The 21,109-nt window shown below is 38.7% G+C and carries 16 protein-coding genes; 12 read left to right on the top strand and 4 right to left on the bottom strand.

Annotated features, from left to right (window positions below; all coding sequences use genetic code 11):
* Positions 1-83: 83 nt before the first annotated feature.
* Positions 84-779: a hypothetical protein gene (locus tag IWX76_RS06420; protein WP_196859093.1), complete on the top strand. Its 696-nt coding sequence runs from the start codon at positions 84-86 to the stop codon at positions 777-779.
* Between the two features lie 260 nt (positions 780-1,039).
* Positions 1,040-2,824, top strand: a complete 1,785-nt coding sequence (locus IWX76_RS06415; RefSeq protein ID WP_196859092.1) for an ATP-dependent nuclease — start codon at positions 1,040-1,042, stop codon at positions 2,822-2,824.
* 159 nt (positions 2,825-2,983) lie between these two features.
* Here the strand turns inward: IWX76_RS06415 and IWX76_RS06410 are convergent, their stop codons facing one another.
* Positions 2,984-4,153 (bottom strand): DUF5623 domain-containing protein, encoded by a 1,170-nt coding sequence (locus IWX76_RS06410; protein WP_196859091.1) that lies wholly within the window; start codon positions 4,151-4,153, stop codon positions 2,984-2,986.
* A 437-nt stretch (positions 4,154-4,590) separates the two neighbouring features.
* On the opposite strand from IWX76_RS06410, the gene IWX76_RS06405 reads away from it, so the two are divergent.
* The 4 genes from IWX76_RS06405 to IWX76_RS06390 all read left to right on the top strand — a co-directional run bounded on the left by IWX76_RS06405 (position 4,591) and on the right by IWX76_RS06390 (position 8,957).
* Positions 4,591-5,862 carry a hypothetical protein gene (locus tag IWX76_RS06405; RefSeq protein WP_196859090.1) on the top strand — a complete coding sequence of 424 codons (1,272 nt, stop codon included), beginning with the start codon at positions 4,591-4,593 and terminating at the stop codon, positions 5,860-5,862.
* Positions 5,863-6,675: 813 nt separating this feature from the next.
* A complete protein-coding gene (locus IWX76_RS06400; protein WP_196859089.1) occupies positions 6,676-7,482 on the top strand; it encodes a hypothetical protein in 807 nt (268 codons plus the stop codon).
* Between the two features lie 194 nt (positions 7,483-7,676).
* Complete coding sequence (locus IWX76_RS06395; RefSeq protein ID WP_196859088.1) at positions 7,677-8,117, top strand: hypothetical protein; 441 nt, start codon at positions 7,677-7,679, stop codon at positions 8,115-8,117.
* Positions 8,118-8,267: 150 nt separating this feature from the next.
* Positions 8,268-8,957 (top strand): hypothetical protein, encoded by a 690-nt coding sequence (locus tag IWX76_RS06390; protein ID WP_196859087.1) that lies wholly within the window; start codon positions 8,268-8,270, stop codon positions 8,955-8,957.
* Positions 8,958-9,195: 238 nt separating this feature from the next.
* Here the strand turns inward: IWX76_RS06390 and IWX76_RS06385 are convergent, their stop codons facing one another.
* From IWX76_RS06385 to IWX76_RS06375, 3 genes are all read right to left on the bottom strand, one after another.
* Positions 9,196-9,669 (bottom strand): hypothetical protein, encoded by a 474-nt coding sequence (locus IWX76_RS06385; protein ID WP_196859086.1) that lies wholly within the window; start codon positions 9,667-9,669, stop codon positions 9,196-9,198.
* 769 nt (positions 9,670-10,438) lie between these two features.
* Positions 10,439-11,872, bottom strand: coding sequence for a serine hydrolase (locus IWX76_RS06380; protein ID WP_196859085.1), 1,434 nt, complete (start codon positions 11,870-11,872; stop codon positions 10,439-10,441).
* A gap of 161 nt (positions 11,873-12,033) precedes the next feature.
* Entirely contained in the window at positions 12,034-14,493 is a 2,460-nt protein-coding gene (locus IWX76_RS06375) for an outer membrane beta-barrel protein (protein ID WP_196859084.1), read from the bottom strand.
* 164 nt (positions 14,494-14,657) lie between these two features.
* Here IWX76_RS06375 and IWX76_RS06370 point away from each other — a divergent pair, with 164 nt between their 5' ends.
* The 6 genes from IWX76_RS06370 (at position 14,658) to IWX76_RS06345 (ending at position 21,104) form a co-directional block, all read left to right on the top strand.
* Positions 14,658-15,194 carry a MepB family protein gene (locus IWX76_RS06370; RefSeq protein ID WP_196859083.1) on the top strand — a complete coding sequence of 179 codons (537 nt, stop codon included), beginning with the start codon at positions 14,658-14,660 and terminating at the stop codon, positions 15,192-15,194.
* 15 nt (positions 15,195-15,209) lie between these two features.
* Entirely contained in the window at positions 15,210-17,024 is a 1,815-nt protein-coding gene (locus IWX76_RS06365) for a M61 family metallopeptidase (RefSeq protein WP_196859082.1), read from the top strand.
* 120 nt (positions 17,025-17,144) lie between these two features.
* Positions 17,145-18,059 (top strand): carbohydrate kinase family protein, encoded by a 915-nt coding sequence (locus IWX76_RS06360; protein ID WP_196859081.1) that lies wholly within the window; start codon positions 17,145-17,147, stop codon positions 18,057-18,059.
* A gap of 11 nt (positions 18,060-18,070) precedes the next feature.
* Entirely contained in the window at positions 18,071-18,781 is a 711-nt protein-coding gene (locus IWX76_RS06355; protein WP_196859080.1) for a galactosamine-6-phosphate isomerase, read from the top strand.
* Between the two features lie 24 nt (positions 18,782-18,805).
* On the top strand, positions 18,806-20,521 hold the full coding sequence (locus IWX76_RS06350) for a GMC oxidoreductase (RefSeq protein WP_196859079.1): 1,716 nt from the start codon (positions 18,806-18,808) through the stop codon (positions 20,519-20,521).
* Between the two features lie 22 nt (positions 20,522-20,543).
* Complete coding sequence (locus IWX76_RS06345; protein ID WP_196859078.1) at positions 20,544-21,104, top strand: gluconate 2-dehydrogenase subunit 3 family protein; 561 nt, start codon at positions 20,544-20,546, stop codon at positions 21,102-21,104.
* The last annotated feature ends 5 nt before the right edge of the window (positions 21,105-21,109 follow it).

Genomic DNA, 21,109 nt, shown 5'->3' with positions numbered 1-21,109 from the left:
AATTTAGGTTTTGCGACGAATACAGATTTCGCGATTACTATTTTAGAAACCTAGATTATCAACCTGTACCAAAACATTTGAAGATGTCCAAAGGTGACTATGAGGAATTAGATCGATTTGCTGAAGTCTGGTATGCACGGGTTGTTTTAGTGACTAACCATTCCTCCCAAACCCTACAGCATATTGCTAAAGAGGCAAGAGATGAAATTAAAAAAATGCTTCCTGAATTTTTGCAGAACGGATTCCTAGTAAAGAATAGGAGGTACGAGCATAAACTTAAAAAGATTATGCTGATGTCTAGGTATATCCATTTTAAAATAGTTTATGATTATTTTCTTGGGATGAAACGTACTGAGATTATCATACCTTCAAAATTTGGCGAGGTAGTATTTAACGACGTTTCGCTTTCTCATATTTATACTCGGCACTATGCAGCAGGCGAAAAACAGTACATGCCTGACCAATCTTTTTTTTGCCCAGACGTTCATTTCAACTCTGTTCATAGGATAATTGTCTTGGTTCTGGGTTGGATTACTAAAAAAAATATTAACATCACAGAGCCCATTAATAAAGCCATATCATTCAGGTTTAAAAAGGAATATTATCAACTATACCTCGATCGGACTTATACCCAACGAAAAGGCCTTAAAGAGAATCTCCAAATTTTGAGAGTCGCCTCACTATTTCCAGTTAATAACGAGGCCATTCTAGGCGACATCGCTACCCTTGTGCCACATGAAGTCTCAAAGAACTTGATTGTATATGAACAAAAATATTAACTACATTAAAGGTCAAGACATTATATTGTCTCAAAAAAGGAAGCCTTAATTATTAGCCTTAATCACTGGTTAGGGCGCCATGTGCTTATATGAGGATGCCATTATACTATTCCGACTTGAGTTGAGCCTAAGTTCATGAGTTTACATTTAGGTATTTGGTAGAATATGAACGATAACTACCATTCTTACGGAAAGCAGTAAAAGAAATCAGTATTTTATTGCTTGTTTTGTATCTCATACATCAAAATTTATCAGGAATAATGGCAAAAGCTAAAGAAACAAAGGCAACTAAATCCGTAATATTAAGTGAAGAAGAAGAGGCAATAGCTACAATGCCTAATCCGCGATTAGTAAAACTTATCGTTAAGAATTTCAGATGCATTGGGGAAAGACCCGTACATATAGATTTGAATGATATAGTTGTACTCGTTGGTTCGAATAATGCCGGAAAAAGCTCATTATTGAGAGCATATGAACTCGTAATGTCCGAAGGATCCAACGATGGATTGATTAAACAGGATGACTTTCCAAATAATATAATTGACCCCAACAAATTTCCAGAGATTGAGCTCCATACTATTGTTTACGAGGAAAGGGTAGGTAAAAACTGGATTGAAAAAACCGAAAAAAATGAACTTTTGGTAAAGGAAAGATGGATATGGAGGGCAATCGGTAAGCCTGAGCGGCGTGGTTGGGATGTCACGTTAAATGATTGGCATCCATCAAAAGCTCCATTCGGGCCTGCTGGTGTTGCGAATTCACGACGGCCAGAACCTCATAAGGTAGATGCTTTTAGTAAGCCTGAGGAGCAAGCAGAAGCGATAAAAAAACTACTTTTAGCAGGCATTCAGGAGAAAGTAAACCAGATGAAAAGTGATGAGGAAAAAAATGATTATCATTTAATGTTGGAGTCTGTAAGAGGAGTGCAAATGAAAATTATTGAAGAGACTAGGGACCAAATTGACTCCGCTAATACCGAGTTAAGTAAGCTAATTGACAAGGTGTTTCCAAATTATAAAATCAATTTCGATGCGCAGCCTGATAACAAGGCTGAGTCAGTCTTGTTTAAGTGGACTTCAGAGCTATTAATGGGACCTGTGAATGGATTTATGAGCACTATTGACAAACAGGGTAGTGGGGCAAGAAGGACATTGCTTTGGACGGCATTGAAATTCATTTCTGAAACAACAAGACCATCGGCGGATGGAGATTCGCCTACCCGGCCTCACATACTTTTAATTGATGAGCCCGAAATATGCCTTCATCCGAATGCTATTCGTGAAGCCTGTAAAGTCCTCTATGACCTCCCAACTCTCGGGAATTGGCAAGTAATGGTTACGACGCATTCACCAATATTCATCGATTTTTCAAGAGATAATACCACCATCGTCCGAGTTGAAAGAAATCTGAAAGGAGATGTAGAAGGATCTACGATATTCAGACCAGATAAGGCCAATTTAGATGATGATGATAAGACTAATCTTAAACTGCTTAATATTTGTGATCCCTATGTTGCGGAATTTCTTTTTGGTGGTAAAGTTATAATTGTGGAGGGTGACACTGAATACACTGCTTTTAACTATGTCAGATCAAGATTTCCTGAAGAATATAAAGACTTGCACATTATCAGGGCGAGAGGAAAAGCAACAATTGTTTCATTGATTAAGATTCTTAATCATTTTGGCTCTAGCTATTCCGTTCTGCATGATAGCGATATGCCAATGACCAAGGGCGGAGATAAAAAAAATCCAGCATGGGGGAACAATCCGAATATCCTGGAATCTATATCTGCAAAGCCAGGAGATACAAAGGTCCGCTTGCTCGCATCACTCCCAAATTTTGAGCAGGCTTACTTTGACATGGAGGTAACGAAGGAAAAGCCATATAATGCTATTATAACACTTTCTCAGGACGAAGGAAAATTTGATGTAGTTAGACAGCTATTAGATGCCTTGCTGAACCATGATAAGCCAGTGCCGAAAAATTGCGTTGAATGGAAACACATCGAAGAATTGGAAATTGAGTTGAATAAAGCTCTTGCTTAATTAATTATATTTGGTTAGAACTGGGATCTTATAATAGCATACAGTTTTTAACCATAAACTTTGGGATTGATCACTTAAAAAAAATAACATCTTATAAATGAACAAACAGTAATAGCCGCTTCCCAAAAGGTGGCTATTACTGTTACTTTGAAAATTAAGTTAGGAAATGCCTTTGGGGCTTAACAATTTAGCATCACCTGATGTTAAGGCAAACGGCAACAGCTCCATAACCTTCGGCATCTGCTTCGACACTCCCCAGTGTTCTAAAACTGATAAGCAGGCTTCATGCGTTTTAGCGTTCCCGTAATAGGGTGCGGTAGCATCATCGTAATAAAAAACTGTTTCCGTATGCGTAACACGTGTGGCAGGATTTATGCTTTCGGCACTTTCATTTGTTTTACGCGTCCAAATTGGAGTATAATCTCGGTTAAACAATACCTCCAGACCCCCATCGCCTGTCCATTTACCATAAGGAAGCGTTAATCGCATTGGCCTAAAATCATTTAATAATAACTGCTTTCTAAGCACACGCACTTCATTCCGTCCCACATGAAAACTTCCTCCATCAGCATATCCGACAACCGAATCATCGCCATACGGATGTTTGAATACTACCCCAATCTGATTTTTTCCTATTAAGCGAACGAATGTCCCTGGAGAAAGCTTTCTCCGGCGGCGAAGCGATGTTGGAACCGGCAGCTTCTTTGGCCATTTATCCAATGCTTTAGCTGCCATTTCAAACCGCTCATGCAACTTTTGCAAAGGTTTGCAGTCATGGTAGTTTTCATTAATGAGTTCCTTTGCTTTACGCAGCCAACGCTTGTATCTTTGCTGCTGCCTTTGTGTTGGCCTAACTTCCAAGTACTCCTTCTCTTTATTGTAGTACATAGAGTTGAATTCTTCATTTTGCATTTCAGCCTCAGTATATTCACATCCTAGCCAAGTGTCTAGAATATAAATGATTTCCCTAATTACTCTTTTAGCTACTTTATGATATTCAACTGCTCCCTGTAGATCCTGTAGCAAGTAACCAACTTGTTTATGTCCTCTTTTAGACATTTTCACATTGGGATGCTGTCCAATAACAGCACCAGTCCAAATGTTATGATAGTCAAGAACTAAAGGATGTGGAGCTTGGGGCCGACTAAAAACCTTCTTTACAACTGGGATTATAATACTGTGTTCATAGTAGTCATTCCAAGATTTAAATCCATATTGTTTGGAAACAAGATCCAATGAAGTAACATGGGTGATTCCCAATGTTTTCTTTAAAAATTTAGCTTTACGCTTTAAAAATGCCGCACTTGGGCCAGGTGTTTTGATTTTCATCGTTACTCTAAACTCCCGTAGAAAAACGTCATTCGTCTACCGCCTTTCGAAACGAGAATTGAGTTTCGATAAGTAATTAATTGCTAACGGTGCGTGGAGTGCTTTACTGAGACGAATGGCAAGCTTCCGTTTAAAGCTTGCCACAAAACAAATAAAAAATATCCATTAATCAAATTTAAATTTATTCAAGGCCGAAATAATTGGCTGAATTGAGGGATAGGATAAGAAACAGATCTATTTTTCTCAAAAATGAAGGTGTCAATCCATATGGGTATTTTTCTTTAAGCGGTAAATTCTAAATCCATCAAGTACGGCAAAAAGAAAGTAGGCATTTCAGATACGAATATTTTTTTTCCGCCATTTTTTCATTCATACACTTCAATTCGATCAACTTACGTATTTTGCTTAAGTATCATATAAACAAAAAAAACCAAGCGTTGGAAGAACCAAAAAGTATATACATCATCGGGTTTGAAGAAATATCCGTAAAGGAAGATCCAGGAAACGGTCGATGCATCTGGTGCAACAAAACACGCAAATTTAATACCGCGCACATTTTATCCAAAAAAATCATTAGAAACAATCACCCGTCAAATGTTCTCAAACGGTCAGTATGTACAGAGTGCAACAGTTATTTAGGGAACAAGATAGAAGACTGGTTTTATAAATATTCTCCCTTAGGTACCTGGGCCAATCATTTGAACCGACCAGCAGGCAAGATATTAAGCAACTTAAAATATGTACCTAACTTTCTTTGGAACGATCAGATAAAAGAATGGATTGTAATTCATCATGACAAGGTGGAAGACATACTCGCTACGCAGCTTCTGCTTAACGCTGAAAATAAGTTATTGACGTTCCACTATGATCACAGTGGGGCGAAACAAGTTAAGGATGTTGTTAAAATCAACCTATCAATTAAGGACAGGATGATTAACGGCGAATTTTCGGACTATCTGGACCATAAGCTTCCCGCGAATTTTAGCCCCCGGTTTTTAATCTACAAAGATAAACTCATCTTGACTACCCGTACTCTTGATGACAAAGCACGGTTAGTCAGCAAGCTAGCCGAAGATGATGCGGAATCGCCCGACTTCCAGCTTACGCATCTTAATCCCAATGTTCTTGAAAAAATGTCAATACAATATAGCTGGTCGCTTCAAAGGTATTTCATACTATGCGCTAAGATCGGTTTTGAATTTCTTAGCCAGATAATTGGTCAGGAATTCAGCCAACACCGTCGTTTTGACGATTTTAAGAACGGAATTCAGAATGCCAAATTTGATAAGATTATCGTTCCGTTTATTGAGGGAAAAGGCTATTTGGTAAATCGGCTGACACCACCCGGATGGGTCTGTTATGTAAAACCAGCAAAGAACATTTCAGGATTTCCGATAATGACAGGCCAAAATAAAAATTGCCATAGCATTTTTATTTACAGTGTTAAAGGTTATCTACTTTTCGATGTTAAACTTTTTGCTCTCGAACCATGCCAGCTCGTAATAGCTCAAAATTGTAATTTAGAGGAAGTATATCATATCGAATATGATCTAACGGAACAAACCTTAAGATTCTTTAAAATGGAAAAAAACAGGGTAAATCTTAACGACAAATTAGACTTCGAAAAGACAATTGACTCCATTCGCAACAATCAGCACTTAACAATGGTTACATTAAGGGATTTGTCGCCTCCGTCACTTTTGCAATAATACACGTATATGAATCAATATATTGTCCAAAATTACAGGCTTCCAAAAAAGACCGAAGCTTTAAAAAGCGTATTTGTAGCTAAAAAATATCTATGCTACACAAAGCAGCAATTACTATATTACCCGAAACTATATTGCAATGAGATCAGATTATATTAAAATAAATGAAGCTACAGACCATTATCAACATTGCCTAAATTTTACGAGTAACGAATCGTCTGTGGCTGTATATCTTAACGGTTTAAGATTATTCCTTGATGAAGATTATGTAATCTCTGATAGGATGATAACGTTAAACGTCACTGTTGAATCAAATAGTCGAATCATTGTCTCTCACAGTTAGCTCAAGTAAGCCAGGCTGCTTATTTAAAGATCTTTCAGATGTGGAATTGAAATATCAGTTATCTTCATTAACTGCGAAAAGAACAATTTGTCTCAAAAAACGAAGGATCCACGTATTCATATTTTTCTTTAGTTTGATAGACTTCCGAACTCCTACACACTGTGTATCAAATGGACTTTCAAGAATAGTGAGCGGCTGTAGAAAGAAATTGTCAGTTTAGAAAAGTAGTATTTATCTCAAAAAAGGTAGTTTACCTGTTACCTTCATATTAAGCCGTCTCATTGAAGCTAACCTTCATTTAGAATGTTTCAAAGAGTTCCCTATTCTCTTTACACATCCTAAAGCATTCTTGTTCATATCCAACTGCAGCTGTAAAGGTTACATCAAAAACTTTTTTGGTGTGACTGTTTATTATCACCTTAGCTTGTTGGCAACATTAGCCATTATCAAGTTTTCTCAAATAAATTATTATGCCAAAGTATTACTTTACTCCATCCGGAAACCGCCAAATTGCAGTAGCTCTATCAAACAAACAACATGAAGATTTTAAATTCCAACATGATCACAAATCAGAAGTTCCCGATGATATAATCTTCATACCTTATTTAGACAACGATAATGACACTCCCAATGAGATATATGGTAAAACTAAATATTTAGCAATGCTGATTGGCGGCAGTTTTAACATTGCATCGCACGAAAAAGCGATCGCAGCTGAGCTTACCTTAGATTGGATGATAGATTGGGAAAAAGAACAGCGTGTAAATATCGATCATCCCGAATTAATCCTTCCAGAAAATCCATTTCAAACGTTATGCGAAATCTATAACGCGGACAAAGCAAAACAAATTAGGGAGAGAAATTTTATAGACTATGCAATCTACCTATCAAAATATGATCGCTTTATAAGGTCTTTACTGCTACTAAGTAGCCAGAAATACTCCTTTATCTCCCTCTACTCGATACTTGATACTATCGAAACAAAGTTACGGTTTCCAAAAATCGATGATAGAAAATTAGCCAAGTCAACCAGGAATAAAAAAAAGACTTATCTTTTACAAAAGTCTAATATAACCGAAAGGCAAATTGATGCATTTACAGGAACGGCAAATAATTTCGGTTTGCTCGGCCTTCAAAGTAGACACGGCGACTTAGACTGGGAGCTGCCGCAAAACACCATTAATCTGGAAGAATCAACAAAACTGATACTTAAACTAACTTATTACACCATTTATCACCATATTGACATTGAAGAGAATACACAGAGCAATTCTTAAGGTATTGTTCCTTGAATTACAGTTCACTTCCAGACTTAAAAGAACATAAACGCCAAAGTATCGATAGCGATTACCGCAATATACCTTGACAAAATATGTGTACGTCGACTACTGTTATCACCTCAAAAGAAGAATGGAGAACGAGGCAGCGAAAGGATACGAAAATGGAGGTAGGCGAAAATTAGATTAAATTAATGATACTACTTGAAAAACAACAAACAGGAATTGCCTGCGAATATTATGTAGCCGGAGAATTATCAAGATTGGGCTACAATGTGTCCCTGACATTTGGTAATACAAAAAGCATAGATCTCTTGATTGAGAAAGACGACAAAACTTTGGCTATTCAAGTAAAAGGTATACAAAGAACTAAATCTATATGCTGGAACATAGACAAAACTAAAATTAAACCTAATATTATGTACGTATTGGTAAACCTTCACGTAGATAGAATAGAAGATAAGCCTGAATTTTTCATTTTGACTTCTCAGGAGGTTTTAGAACGCTTTATCAACAGTCCAAAGCAAGGCGAAAAAAGAACCTATCTGGATTATAATCGAGTGAGAAATGACACTACTGCAAAAAATAACTGGCTGAAAATAGAAAAAACACTCGAAAGTTTTAGTTCCATTTGAAAACCGCTTGGTATCTGATCATTCCACATTCAAAAGTTTTCCCATTTATTTTTTTTACAAGATGCATGGCATCGAGAAAATCGTCTCATAAAACGAACAAACACAACTATCATAGTTATGAACAATAACAATTTACACGAAATCTTTAACATGAAATTATTACCCATCCTACTCCAGTTCAAACGCAGCTCCATAGTTGGTGAGATATTTAATTTCAAGGAATTTCTTTTTGATATAAATCACTTAGCTAAAGCAGAAAAGCAGAAACTTGAAAAAATGGTAGAGGAAATGGTAAAAGAAAGTCCAGAAAATTCCCAGGATATATACGAGAACTATATTGATCAATATCATACTTATGATTCGAAATATGTTGAGTTGGCGAATAACGGACTACTGGTAACCGCCTACTCTTTTTTCGAGCATCAACTAAAGGATCTTAATAATACATTATTTCGATTTATTATCAATATTAGAGGCACTTTCCGTAAAAATTCAAGTTTGAGTTACGCCGAAAATTTAAAAAATAATATTTATGCAATGACCGATCTAGATTTTAGCTCAATAGAAAATACCTGGGAAGCGATAGATGAATTTAGGAAGATTAGAAATCTTATAGTTCATAATGGCGCTAATTTGATTGAGAATGATGTTTTACCAATAGCATCACAATCAAAATATATGTTGATTTCACTTAAGCCGGAAATAAAATTGAATGAGGAAAGTGGAGATTTCTATATTATTGACAAGGAACTAGTTTTTAGATTTTTAGATCTAACGCAAAAATATTTGCTTGAGTTAGTTGAAATATTGTCTTTAATTGATAAAAATGATATTAAATAAAATGTATACGCCTAAGGGTTTGCTGTTTTTGGCGGCGCATACAAGCTGAGTGTTGCATTTGCAATTCTCTTATCATTTAATCTTGTAATTTCAAGAAGGCTTTCAAAGCTAACGTCAGATAGCTCATCTCCTAATTTGTCTCAAAAAACGAAGTTTTGTCTTATGCCGTTGACCCGTGGCCAGTTCATTAATAAAAGTCTTAAGACAAGTGATATAAGCGAGAATACAATAACAGTACCTATTTGCAATCTTGCTGACCTTTCAGCAATGTAGTCTTGTCGTACCAAATCTTATATCTTTTCGGTGTCGAACTGTTAATGAATTCAATCGCTAACCCAATATCTTTTTGATAGAAATTGCTTAATTGGATTGTTTTATTTTTATAATCTTTATCGAATTCGACAATTATTTGGGAACCGTCTCTAATACATGGATTTTCATAGTATTCCTGTAAACTACTAACATTAATATTAGACAATTTGTGCAAAGCATAACTTGGCTTCAAGGCAACTGTGAAAAGAGTTGAATCTTTTTCACCTGCTATTTCTCCTTTAAAGGTTATTTGAAGGTCGCGGTCTGTCAATACGTACTTAAGAGTATATGCTAAAGAATAATCAGAGTTGTAGATTGTCAACTTAAATGGCTTTATAGCTGTTCTCTGCCCGCAGGATGCAAATATGAATAATGTCAGGATAGTAATTAATTTCTTCATTAGAGGTGTAGTGCCAATTAAGTTCAATCCGTTGATGTCCAGTTCTACAACAGGCCGTTTGAATCTCCGGAAAATAAGTATAATTTGAGGAGTACACAAGTTGATACTCATTTCGAAAAACGTATTATATTTACACGACCAAAAGCAGTTAGAGAATAAAGTAAAGCAATTAATCAATAGTAGCTAAATTGCTAAATCGAATTACAGCTTTTATTGGCTTTAAATACTAACTCTTGATAACTATTACATCAGCCTCGTTAAGAACGAGAATTCCTATTATTCGATATCAACGAACATATCGTTAGTAAGTTTAATACTTAAAGATTTGTACCGGACAAATCCGGTCATAACCTCACGCCGCCTAGGTTTCTTCAATGCCATCTATTACCTTCGAATGCTAATCTAAAAAGAAAACGGAAAATTGATGCTGAATAGGACTTGGCTACGGCTTATAAAATATGCCGTCCACAGAGCTACCTGCCCTGCACCTCCTTCGCACCTTGTTTCACAAAACCGAACCGAGGTGCATACGAGGCCGGGTCCAGCACCGGACACCAATGCCAATCACAATAAGATCTGGTTAAGGTACAGAAGAGCTACACCACAAATAAAATTAAGTCACTTAAAACTGACTATGATGGCAATTTTAAAACATCCAAACATGAAAATATCAGTTTCAAAACTGTAGTACTGCCCACTGAATGGGGCATGTATACACATTGATAGTGAGACGGCTTCCTTTTTGTTTTAATACCAGAGCGAACGATACTTATCTATTTAGCATATATTCACCGATTTCGGTCACTTCCTCAGCCGCGTTAGAGAGAATCACTACACCAATCTGTCGGTGCTTATCGAATCCTACAAATGACCTGAAACCACCTGTGCCACCAGAGTGATGTAAATAGGATGATGTTTCATTTTTATTGATGCGCCAACCTAAACCCATATCTTGTTCTATGCTGCTAAACGTTTTTTTATGGGTTAATTCAATCGCTTTGCTCAATGGGTTTTCCTGCCCCAATTGGGCTTGTATAAATATCACCATATCATTTAGGGTGGAGCGTATGGCTCCGGAACCTTTTAAAGAGGCTAAATCCCATGGTGCTGTAGCTTGCCCTCGCTCATTATGACCCTGAGCAAATTTGTTTTCATCCATCTTGGTTAACTCAATTTTAGTATCGAACATTCCCAGCGGATGCGCGATTTCCTCAACGATCAAGTGGTTGAAACTTTTTCCACTTGTATGTTCAAGAATCATCCCCAGCAATCCAGCACCTAAATTAGAATAAGAAAATTTAGTACCCGGGGTTTCTTTTACCTGATACGTTTTCATAAAATGATAAAGAGAATCAGAAAGGTAGTGCTTGTAAGGATCTTTGGGGTTTACCTTCTCATTGAATATATTCGCAGGTAATCTTGGTAAACCAGACGTATGATTTGCTAAATGCTTTAGTGTTAATGGTGTATCGCCAATTGTTAATGCTGGTATAGAGTCTGGAAGGTATTTATTAATTGGGTCTTCAAGCTTCATTTTTCCAACTATAACTTGTTTAGCCAACAGAAGAGAAGTGAAGGTTTTTGTCACTGAGCCAATTTCGAAAAAGGTGTTGGCAGGGTCTGGAAGCACTTCTTGAGTCTTACTAATACTGCCGTAACTATATCGTCGCACGCGCCCGCCTTCAATTAAGGCGACCAACAGCCCTGAAGTATTTCCTTTCTGAATGTAAGGCCGCACCAGCTTTTCAACTAACATGTCAGTAGAATCTTTCAAAGGGTTATTGGATCTTACCTGGTAATCCTTGTTCTTGATAACAACTTGAACAGCTGCAAAATTGAGCCTGCTAATTCTTCCATCGGAATCCATCTTTATAGAAAAAATCTGATTCCCATTTGCAAACTCACATAGATAATCCACGTCCTTGTCATTGCTTAGCTGATAAGTCAAACTATGCCATTCACCAGACTTTGCTTTGAATTTACTCATGCCCTGAACAAATTGATCAACAGTCATTTTCTTCTTAAACACTTCAGCAGTCATGGCATAAATATCCTGAGCTTGCCCATCGTTATATTTGGTACGGATCAAGTCTGCAACTTTATGATATTGCTTTTGGTCTGATTGGGCTAGGCATATTTGCGTAATAAAAACGGTTAAGCAAAAAAAGATCACCGTTCTAAACATTAAGGAATGTACTTTCATTTGGGCTGATTAATTAAAAACTTGGAAGGTGGTTATTACCTGATGTTACTCCGTAATGAGGTCCCCTATATTTCAAAGTTAATTACTTGAGGGTGATTACCTATAAGCCATAGAACATTACAGCAAGTAAGTATGCCACCGTCGTTTAACTGTGCTTTCACCTAATTCTTAACCCGCCGCTCTTCAGTGTCCGAACTTTTCGACCGTTCACGTACAGATTTGATCTGTTTACTTCCAAAACGGTAAGAAAGCCCAAGGCGAAAAATTTGTGTTTCATATTTTTGATAAATTCGGTAGTCCTGACCGGGGATTACACTTTTGATCCGTTCTTTATAGGTGTTGAAAAGATCATTTGCCGCAAGGGAGATGGTTAACTTCTTATCCGCAATGGTCTTTTTAATGCCCAGGTCTGTGCTATACATAGGCCTGATAAAATAAGTACCGTGTACATTTGCCGAACGGTAATTGAAGGATAAGTCAGCTGTAGTGGAGGTGCTTATGTTGAAAGATTGATTGATATTAAAATTGTATGCGGTTTTGCCACTTTCAAAAGGAAATCCCATCAGGTTTGGCGTGCTGAACTTGTTTATTGAAACGTTAACGCTATTATTCATCGTCCACCATTCGCTAACTTTCAATGGAAAGCTCATGCTCATGTAAATGACCTTCTGTTTGGCAAGGTTCTGTTCCCCTACAGTCAGCGTCTTGTCTTCTGAGTTTAGTAACGTTACTTCAGTGATCGCGTCGTTGGTCGAACTATGGCCAAGCGTGATATATAGCTTGCTTTTATAAACATAAGATGATTCCACGACATTTGTAAATTGAGGCCTTAAATATGGATTTCCTCTGGAAAAGGTATAGAGGTCAATGTTGTATACAAATGGATTTAAGGTCACGTAGTTAGGGCGATCGATCCGTCTGGAATAAGACAGTCCGACATTATGGTTCTCCGATAGCTTTTTCCTAATAAAAATCGTCGGAAACAAATTGATATAGTCCCTATGAACAACCTCATTTAAAGTAATAGAATTCCCTTTTGAGTTCGTCTGTTCAGCACGTAGACCTACCTGTATTTCCACGATTTTCAGTTTCATCTGTAAATTGAGATAAGCTGCATTGATGTTTTCCGTGTATTGAAATTGATTACTCCTGTTCGGGTCATTTTCCCAACGATCTACATTATAATTTTCAAACACAATATCATTTTCTGTTTTTACATAACTGCTTTTTATACCAGCCGATAATTTGGAATCTTCGCTTAGTGGGTAGGTATAATCTGCTTTCGCAGACAGGATGTTAACCTTTACAGGCGCATTACTCCTAAAGATCAATGGTGATTTATATTCATTGCCTACGGGATCCAGAAAATGATTATCGTAATCATTTTGGATACCGTTGTCATACGATGCATAGTCTAGATCAATATTCAGGTCCTGGCCTAACGTGTCGATAGTCGACTTATAATTCAGGTTAAAAGCAGCGTAATGGTAGCTCCGGTGCGTGGGGTTATCTGCGGTAACTAAAGAATCCAACCCAATCCCATCACTAGATATCCGGGTGTGATTTACGGTTCGATCATCTCCCGAATTGGTGTGGCCGTTAAATAAAAACCCAATCACATTATTGTCGTTGATGTAATAATCCAATCCAGCTTTATAATAATGGTTCCTGTCATCTATAACAGCTTCTGTATGTTGATCAAAAAAAGTGTTACCTGTGTTGGACGGACTAACACGGTTTATGTTGAGATCCCGAAGCCGATTATTGTAGTTCAGGTAAAAATCTCCATAGACGTTTAGTTTAGTCGCCCTATAGTTTAAATTGGTACCAGCACTAGATTTGAAACTTTTGCCGTACCCTGCAGCAAGGTTAACATTGCCGTTTAAGCCGTAAGCGTTGTTTTTCTTTAAGCGGATGTTGATGATTCCTCCGGACCCGGCAGCATCATACTTTGCCGATGGATTTGTAATCAATTCTATGTTACGCACAGCGGAACTTTGCATGGACCTAAGGAAAGCGATCAGCTGATCTCCGGCAAGATAGGTAGGTTTACCATCAATGAGAATACTTGCGCCGGATTTTCCTTTCAAATCTATTTTGCCATAATTAGCAACATACACGCCTGGTGCACGCTGTAGTACGTCTAATACCGAGTTTCCCACGGCGAGGCTGCTGTTCTCTACATGGAGTACGGTCATATCAATTCGCTGTTCTATATAGTCCTTCTTCCCGACCACCTTAACCTCATTTAGGTTCCTGGAAGTTGCTTTTAGGGTAATGTCACCAAGCTCCATCGGCTGTTTAGTAGCTAAAGTGATATTCAGCGTGGTCGTGTCAGATTCTACCGAGCTAAGACGGATCTGATAATTTCCTTGCTGGTTAATCAAAAACTCAAAAAGGCCGTTGCTATCCGTCAGCTTTGCCTGCTTTGAAGCACGAGGTGGAGTAGAGGTGATGCTAACCGTAACAAGGGGTATAGGGCGACCGTCCAGGCCTAATACCCGTCCCTTTACCTGGTAAGTGGTGTTTCCCACCTGTTGAGCGCAAAGAGCTTTAGGGACGAAAAAAAGGATAGCAATCATTAGATTTAACTTGAGTATCAGTTTGCTAGCTTTTTTCATACGAAGTGGATTAAATGAGGGGAGGTTATTAATAAGACTCAATATCTTTTCCTGAGTTACACTTATGGCTTAATCGTCTTATTTATACAATTTATCCCTTGTGCTATAATTACTCAAAGACGAAGTATTACAATATCTTTGGCCATATAAATAATCACACGGCATTGAAAATAAACCTGATTAACGAGTTGAGCACCCTGGAAAAGTTGATCTTCGATGCTACAAGAATCGAATTGGACAACATAAATGAAGACAAAGAATGTCGTGAATATTTTGGTTTTAACTTTCAACTCAAAAGCCAACCTATTAAATTTCGAAAAGCCAAGAAAACTCCCAAAAAAGTGGGACAATTTGTGACCTTGTGGAAGAGGAACCTTACCGGTCAAACCATTCCTTTTGACATAGAAGATGATTTTGATTTCTATATCATCATGACCTCCGATGCGCATCTAACGGGTATATTTATTTTCCCAAAAGCGGTATTAGCAACAATGGGAATACTATCATCATGTCATGGCGCGGGTAAACGAGGTTTTAGACTCTATCCTGCATGGGATATTCCTGTAAGCAGCCAAGCGTTGAAGACACAAAAATGGCAGAACGAATATTTTATCGATATCACCAAGGAGCGGTTGCTAACCAAGGGGGAAGCGGAAATGCTTTCTGCAGGTTATTGGAAACCAAAGGATTGCCGGAAATAATATTTATAATTGCATATGTGCATTAAAAAAATCCTGCGACCTGTATTATTGTGTTTAGTTTTGACATTTGTCTTGTTTGATGTGAAAGCATCGGAACAGTTAAAAATGGTATTCACTATAGCTATGGATAACCCGGCATCAGGGATTTATCAGGCCGAACTTCGATGTGAGGGGCTTAAAGAAGGGCAAAATGATTTCAAAATGCCGGTATGGATGCCCGGTTATTATCAGATCATGAACTATGCTGATGATGTCCAAAACATGACGATTAAAGACCTGAAGGGCAATACTATACCATGGGAGCGAGCAAACCACAATACCTGGAGGGTTTATAATAAACAGCAATCCACGCTCTTGATTACCTATCATGTTAAAACTTCCCGGTCATTCGTGGCTACTAATTATTTAAATGCTGATCGTGGTTTTATTGCTCCGACCGGCATGTTTTTGCATGTAGCGGATAGGCTAAATGTTCCAGTTACCGTCAACTTAAAGCTTTCTCCCGGCTGGGGAAAAGTAGCCACCGGACTGGAAAAAATTAAAGGAAAAGCGTTTTCTTTTTATGCCCCCGATTTTGATGTTTTGTACGATAGCCCCATGCTCATGGGGAATATTGAAGAATTTCCATCTTTTTCTGTCCGCGGGGTGCCCCATTATTTTATAGCATACAAACCTGGTGATTTTGATAAAGTAGAATTTATGCAATCGCTTAAAAAAGTGATTGAAGCTGCAGTTGATGTGATTGGAGAGATACCTTTTAAGGATTACACCTTTATTGGAATTGGTCCTGGCGGTGGTGGAATTGAACACCTGAATTCGACCGCTGTTGCTTTTTCCGGAAGCAAAGCGTTAAATACGCCAGAGGGACGGAAAACAGTCCTTAGCTTTTTAGGTCATGAATATTTTCACCATTACAATGCAAAAAGAATAAGGCCTATTGAGCTTGGGCCTTTTGATTACGATAACGGTAGCCGTACCAATATGCTTTGGGTGGCGGAGGGCGTTACAACTTACTACGATGAAATGCTTCTTAGAAGGGCAGGCCTGGAAAGCAGTGAAGATATTTTAAAAAACTTTCAGTTTTCTATAAAAGCATATGAGTCCTCTCCCGGCAGGTTCTTCCAATCCGTTAGTCAGGCCAGCTATGATACCTGGTCTGACGGGCCATTCGGCAGAACGGGAGATGAAGTCAATAAAACTATTTCCTATTATCAAAAAGGACCTGTTTTAGCCATGATGCTGGATTTTAAGATCAGGCATGAAACACTTAACAAAAAGACATTAGATGATGTGATGCGTGCATTATATTTTAATTTTTATAAAAAATTAAATAGGGGTTATACAGAGGCGGAATTCAAAACTGTTTGTGAGCAAGTAGCAGGAGTGAAGCTGGATGAATTTTTTAGTTATGTGTATACGGTAGGTACGCCCGATTACAAGAAGTATCTCGCTTATGCAGGTCTTGATATTGACTTGACCCCTAAGATTGTGCCAGGGGCATGGTTGGGTGTGAAAGCTGCAGTTAAAAATGGTGCCTTGAGTATAACAGAGGTAGAGTGGGAGTCTCCTGCATGGAAAGAAGGTATTAGAAGAAATAGTGTAATTGTTGCAATTAATGGAGCGCCAGCGAGCCTAGAGAAGTTGGATTCAATTTCAAAATCATATAAGGCAGGAGATATTGTTAGACTAGGTATTTTAACTGATGGTAAGAAAACGGACCGCCCTGTTATTTTGCAAACTAAAAGTGAGACATCCTTTGAGATGAGTAGAATGGAGGAAACTGATCAGCTTCAACAACAAATTTTAAAGAGTTGGCTGGGTGAGGATTAGTTTTAGGCTACCTCAGCATTTTGTGCCAAATTAAACCCCACTTAAATATGTCAATAGACTAAAAAACTTGTATTTTAGTTAGCACATCTGTTTCTTAGGTGCTTACCAAATATTTAGCGAATGAAACTTGACCTAATTGCTATTGCCGATTTATGTATTGATATCCTCATTGATGCACAGGTAAAACCCGAATATGGGCAGGTTGAACAATTAGCAGATCAGTACGCTATTGACCTGGGAGGTTCAGTTGGCATCTTTGCATCGCAGATCGCTAAACTTGGTGGTTCCATCGGTCTGATCAGTAAAATAGGGGATGATCCACAAGGTAGAATCATCCTGCAAACCCTGGAACAAGCTGGAGTAGACCTCTCTTTAGTCGAAATTATTCCTGATGAACAAACGCCTATGGGCCTGAACTTATCGTGTAAGGGCGACCGGGCCATGCTCACTTATCTCGGTACCCTTAAACTCATCGAACCTTCAGTATTTAAACCAGATTTAGTCAATCAGGCTGCTCACTGGCACATTGGAAGTTATTTCTTGTTAAACAACCTTATCCCGGCCTGGCCAGACTGGATTAAAAAATTAAAAGAGGCTGGGATTACGGTGTCACTGGATACCAACTGGGATCCTGAGGAGAATTGGGAGCGCGTGCATCAAATTTTGCCGCTGATCGATGTTTTTCTGCCTAACGAGGCCGAGGCGCTCGCCATTAGCGGAAAAGACAATCTTATGGAGGCAGGTCAATTTTTAGTTTCTCAATGCCCTTTGGTTGTCATTAAAAATGGCGCTGATGGTGCTTTATTATTTACAAGGAATGAGGTGATTGAATATAAAATCCCGGCAGATTTGCTGGTGGATTTACATATTGTCGATACCACGGGTGCTGGTGACAATTTTGATGCGGGCTTTATATTCGAATGGTTAGCTGGACAAGATTTCAACACCTGCTTGTATCGTGGTGTGCAATGTGGAACAGAAAGCCTTAAAGCCTTGGGTGGCGTTAAATCACAGATTTTATTGAAAAGGATATAAATTGCTTAGTGATGAAGATAGAATACCTCGATGATTATGATGCTATGAGTGTCATAGCGGCAGATATGATTCATGCCGAACTCATAGCCAAAAAAGATTTGTTGTTTTGTGCGGCAACGGGTTCATCTCCGCTGGGCACCTATACCAAACTGGTAGAAAAGTATCAAACCGATGCTTTTGCTTTTGAAAAATTCAGGATGATCAAGTTGGATGAATGGGGTGGTATCGCTTTAGATCACCCACAATCCTGTCAAACCTTCTTAAATGAAAAGCTATTAGGTCCATTAAACATGGAGGCATCGCGGTTTATTTCATTAGATAGTTGGCCTGTTGATCAAGCAGAAGAATGTAAAAAGGCAAGTGCCTACCTGGAAACTGAAGGGCCGATTGACCTTTGTGTATTAGGATTAGGGTTAAACGGTCACATTGCATTTAATGAACCAGCTCCTTTCCTGCAGGCGAAATGTCATGTTACCGCCCTTACCTCAACTTCTATGCAGCATTCCATGGCCGAGGGCATGGAGCAGAAGCCAACTTTCGGATTAACGTTAGGCATGGCAGAGATCCTTCAATCAAAAAAAATCATCTTGCTCATCAGTGGGGCAGGGAAGCAGCACATCATACAAGAATTTCTTTCCGCAAAGATTACCACCAGTTTACCTGCTTCCTTTTTATGGTTGCATCCGGCAGTAACCTGTTTAATTGATCAAACTTCAACTTAAGCATTAACACTAACCAAATAGCTAATGACTGCGAATAAAAATCAAAACAGCGAAGCTAACACCTTTGATGCCATCGTGATCGGGTCTGGAATAAGTGGTGGTTGGGCCGCCAAGGAGCTTTGCGAACAAGGGTTAAAAACCCTGGTGTTGGAACGGGGCCGTAACATAGAACATAATAAAGATTATCCGACCGCAACCCTGGATCCCTGGGATTTTAAATACCGGGGCCGGATGAGCAAAGCGTTTTATAAAGAAAATCCGTTGATCACCAAATCTGCAGGGTATGGTGAAGATTGTGCGCATTTTTTTATCAAGGATGAAGATCATCCGTATGTACAGGAAAAACCTTTTGATTGGATCCGTGGCTATCAGGTAGGAGGCAAATCACTTACCTGGGGCAGGGCTACGCAGCGCTGGAGTGAATTTGAATTTACCGCTCCTGAGCGCTTTGGTTATGGCATAGCCTGGCCCATAGGCTATGATGATGTTGCACCCTGGTACAGTCATGTAGAAAAGTTTATAGGCATTTGTGGCCATAAAGATAATTTGCCTGCGATGCCCGACGGTGAATTTTTACCGCCTTTTGAAATGAACTGTGTCTTGCAGGACATCAAACAAAAATGGAAAGCAAATTATACGGACCGACACCTTGTTCATGCACGCTGGGCACACCTTACAGAAACCCGTGATACCCATTTGAAACAAGGGCGTGGTAAATGCCAGGCCCGTAATTTGTGTATGCGGGGCTGTCCTTTTGGTGGGTATTTTAGCTCCGTGAGTTCTACATTGCCCTGGGCACAAAAAACCGGAAACTTAACCATCCGGCCTTTTTCCGTTGTTCATTCCATTATATACGATGAGAAAATGGGAAAAGCAGCTGGCGTGCGGGTAATTGACACCAATACCAAGGAAGTGACTGATTATTTTGCCCGTATCATATTCTTAAATGCCTCCGCACTCAACAGCAATTTAATCTTATTGAATTCCACATCAACCCGTTTTCCCAATGGCCTGGGTAATGATAGTGGTTTACTCGGTAAGTATATTGCATTTCATAATTACCGGGCGTCCCTCAGTGCAACCATTGATGGTTACCTGGATCAATATTATTACGGCCGGAACCCTACAGATCTTATTCTTGTCAATTACCGGAACCTGGAAAAACAGGAAACAGATTATTATGGGGGATTTACCACTTTTATGAATGCTTACCGCAATCAGCATCCCGCTGAAACCGCTGAAGGACAAATTGGTGCAGCTTATAAAGATAGTCTATCGGAGCCGGGTGGATGGCATGTTTACATGTACCTGCAGGGGGAGACGGTGCCAAAGGAATCCAATCATGTACGTTTGAGTAAAACAGAAAAAGATCAATGGGGAATACCCCTATTAGTCACATCCGTGGAATATGATGAGAATGACGAACGGATGATTAAGGACTTTTTAACTCAAAGTAAGGAAATGTTAGAAAAATCTGGTTGCAAAAATATCATCCCGTACAATAATAAACAGGCTCCTGGTTTGGATATTCATGAAATGGGAGGTGTTCGCATGGGTAAAGATCCCAAAACCTCCCTCCTTAATGAATGGAACCAGTTACATCATTGCAAAAATGTATTTGTTACCGATGGAGCATGCATGACCTCCACCGGCAATCAAAGCCCCTCTTTGCTTTATATGGCACTTACCGCCAGGGCAGCTACATATGCCGTTCAGGAAATGAAAGAAGGCAACTTATAAATAACCATTAATTCAATAAAATATGAATAGGAGAGAGGTGATAGGGAGGTTGGGCTTAATGCTTGGCGGATCTATAATTGGCGCAGAATTCTTTTTGTCGGGATGTAAATCTGACCCTACAAAAATAAACAACCTTATTACTGAAGATGATATGGCGCTATTTAATGAAATAGGAGAAACGATTCTGCCAGAAACCGCTACCCCAGGAGCAAAAATGGTTAATGTTGGGGCGTTTATGGCGTTGATGGTCAATGATTGTTATACGACTGAAGAGCAGAAAATATTTACCAATGGCGTTACCGCACTTAATGATCGGAGTAAAGAACAATATGGCAAAGACTTTATGGGGATTACTGCCAAACAAAGGACGGAGCTTTTAACAGTTCTTGATCAGGAACAAAAGAAAGAAGCAAAAAATAACCAGCATGCAGTTCACTATTTTAGAATGATGAAAGAACTCACTTTGCTTGGCTATTTTACTTCTGAAGTGGGTTGTACAAAAGCGTTGCGGTATATTCCAGTGCCTGGCAAGTATGTAGGCTGCATCCCATATCGCACAGGAGAAAAGGCCTGGGCAACATAACATCG

Origin of the sequence: Pedobacter sp. CAN_A7, from assembly GCF_015752175.1 — a bacterium.
Classification (GTDB): Bacteria; Bacteroidota; Bacteroidia; order Sphingobacteriales; family Sphingobacteriaceae; genus Pedobacter.
This window is presented reverse-complemented; position numbering and strand designations above follow the sequence as displayed.

Excerpts from the sequence above, each read along its gene's own strand:
- IWX76_RS06395 (WP_196859088.1), top strand. The coding sequence starts at position 7,677 with ATGATACTACTTGAAAAACAACAAACAGGAATTGCCTGCGAATATTAT.
- IWX76_RS06350 (WP_196859079.1), top strand. The coding sequence starts at position 18,806 with ATGACTGCGAATAAAAATCAAAACAGCGAAGCTAACACCTTTGATGCC.
- IWX76_RS06355 (WP_196859080.1), top strand. The coding sequence starts at position 18,071 with ATGAAGATAGAATACCTCGATGATTATGATGCTATGAGTGTCATAGCG.
- IWX76_RS06365 (WP_196859082.1), top strand. The coding sequence starts at position 15,210 with ATGTGCATTAAAAAAATCCTGCGACCTGTATTATTGTGTTTAGTTTTG.
- IWX76_RS06360 (WP_196859081.1), top strand. The coding sequence starts at position 17,145 with ATGAAACTTGACCTAATTGCTATTGCCGATTTATGTATTGATATCCTC.
- IWX76_RS06420 (WP_196859093.1), top strand. The coding sequence starts at position 84 with ATGTCCAAAGGTGACTATGAGGAATTAGATCGATTTGCTGAAGTCTGG.
- IWX76_RS06400 (WP_196859089.1), top strand. The coding sequence starts at position 6,676 with ATGCCAAAGTATTACTTTACTCCATCCGGAAACCGCCAAATTGCAGTA.
- IWX76_RS06390 (WP_196859087.1), top strand. The coding sequence starts at position 8,268 with ATGAAATTATTACCCATCCTACTCCAGTTCAAACGCAGCTCCATAGTT.
- IWX76_RS06375 (WP_196859084.1), bottom strand. The coding sequence starts at position 14,493 with ATGAAAAAAGCTAGCAAACTGATACTCAAGTTAAATCTAATGATTGCT.
- IWX76_RS06380 (WP_196859085.1), bottom strand. The coding sequence starts at position 11,872 with ATGAAAGTACATTCCTTAATGTTTAGAACGGTGATCTTTTTTTGCTTA.
- IWX76_RS06385 (WP_196859086.1), bottom strand. The coding sequence starts at position 9,669 with ATGAAGAAATTAATTACTATCCTGACATTATTCATATTTGCATCCTGC.
- IWX76_RS06415 (WP_196859092.1), top strand. The coding sequence starts at position 1,040 with ATGGCAAAAGCTAAAGAAACAAAGGCAACTAAATCCGTAATATTAAGT.
- IWX76_RS06410 (WP_196859091.1), bottom strand. The coding sequence starts at position 4,153 with ATGAAAATCAAAACACCTGGCCCAAGTGCGGCATTTTTAAAGCGTAAA.
- IWX76_RS06345 (WP_196859078.1), top strand. The coding sequence starts at position 20,544 with ATGAATAGGAGAGAGGTGATAGGGAGGTTGGGCTTAATGCTTGGCGGA.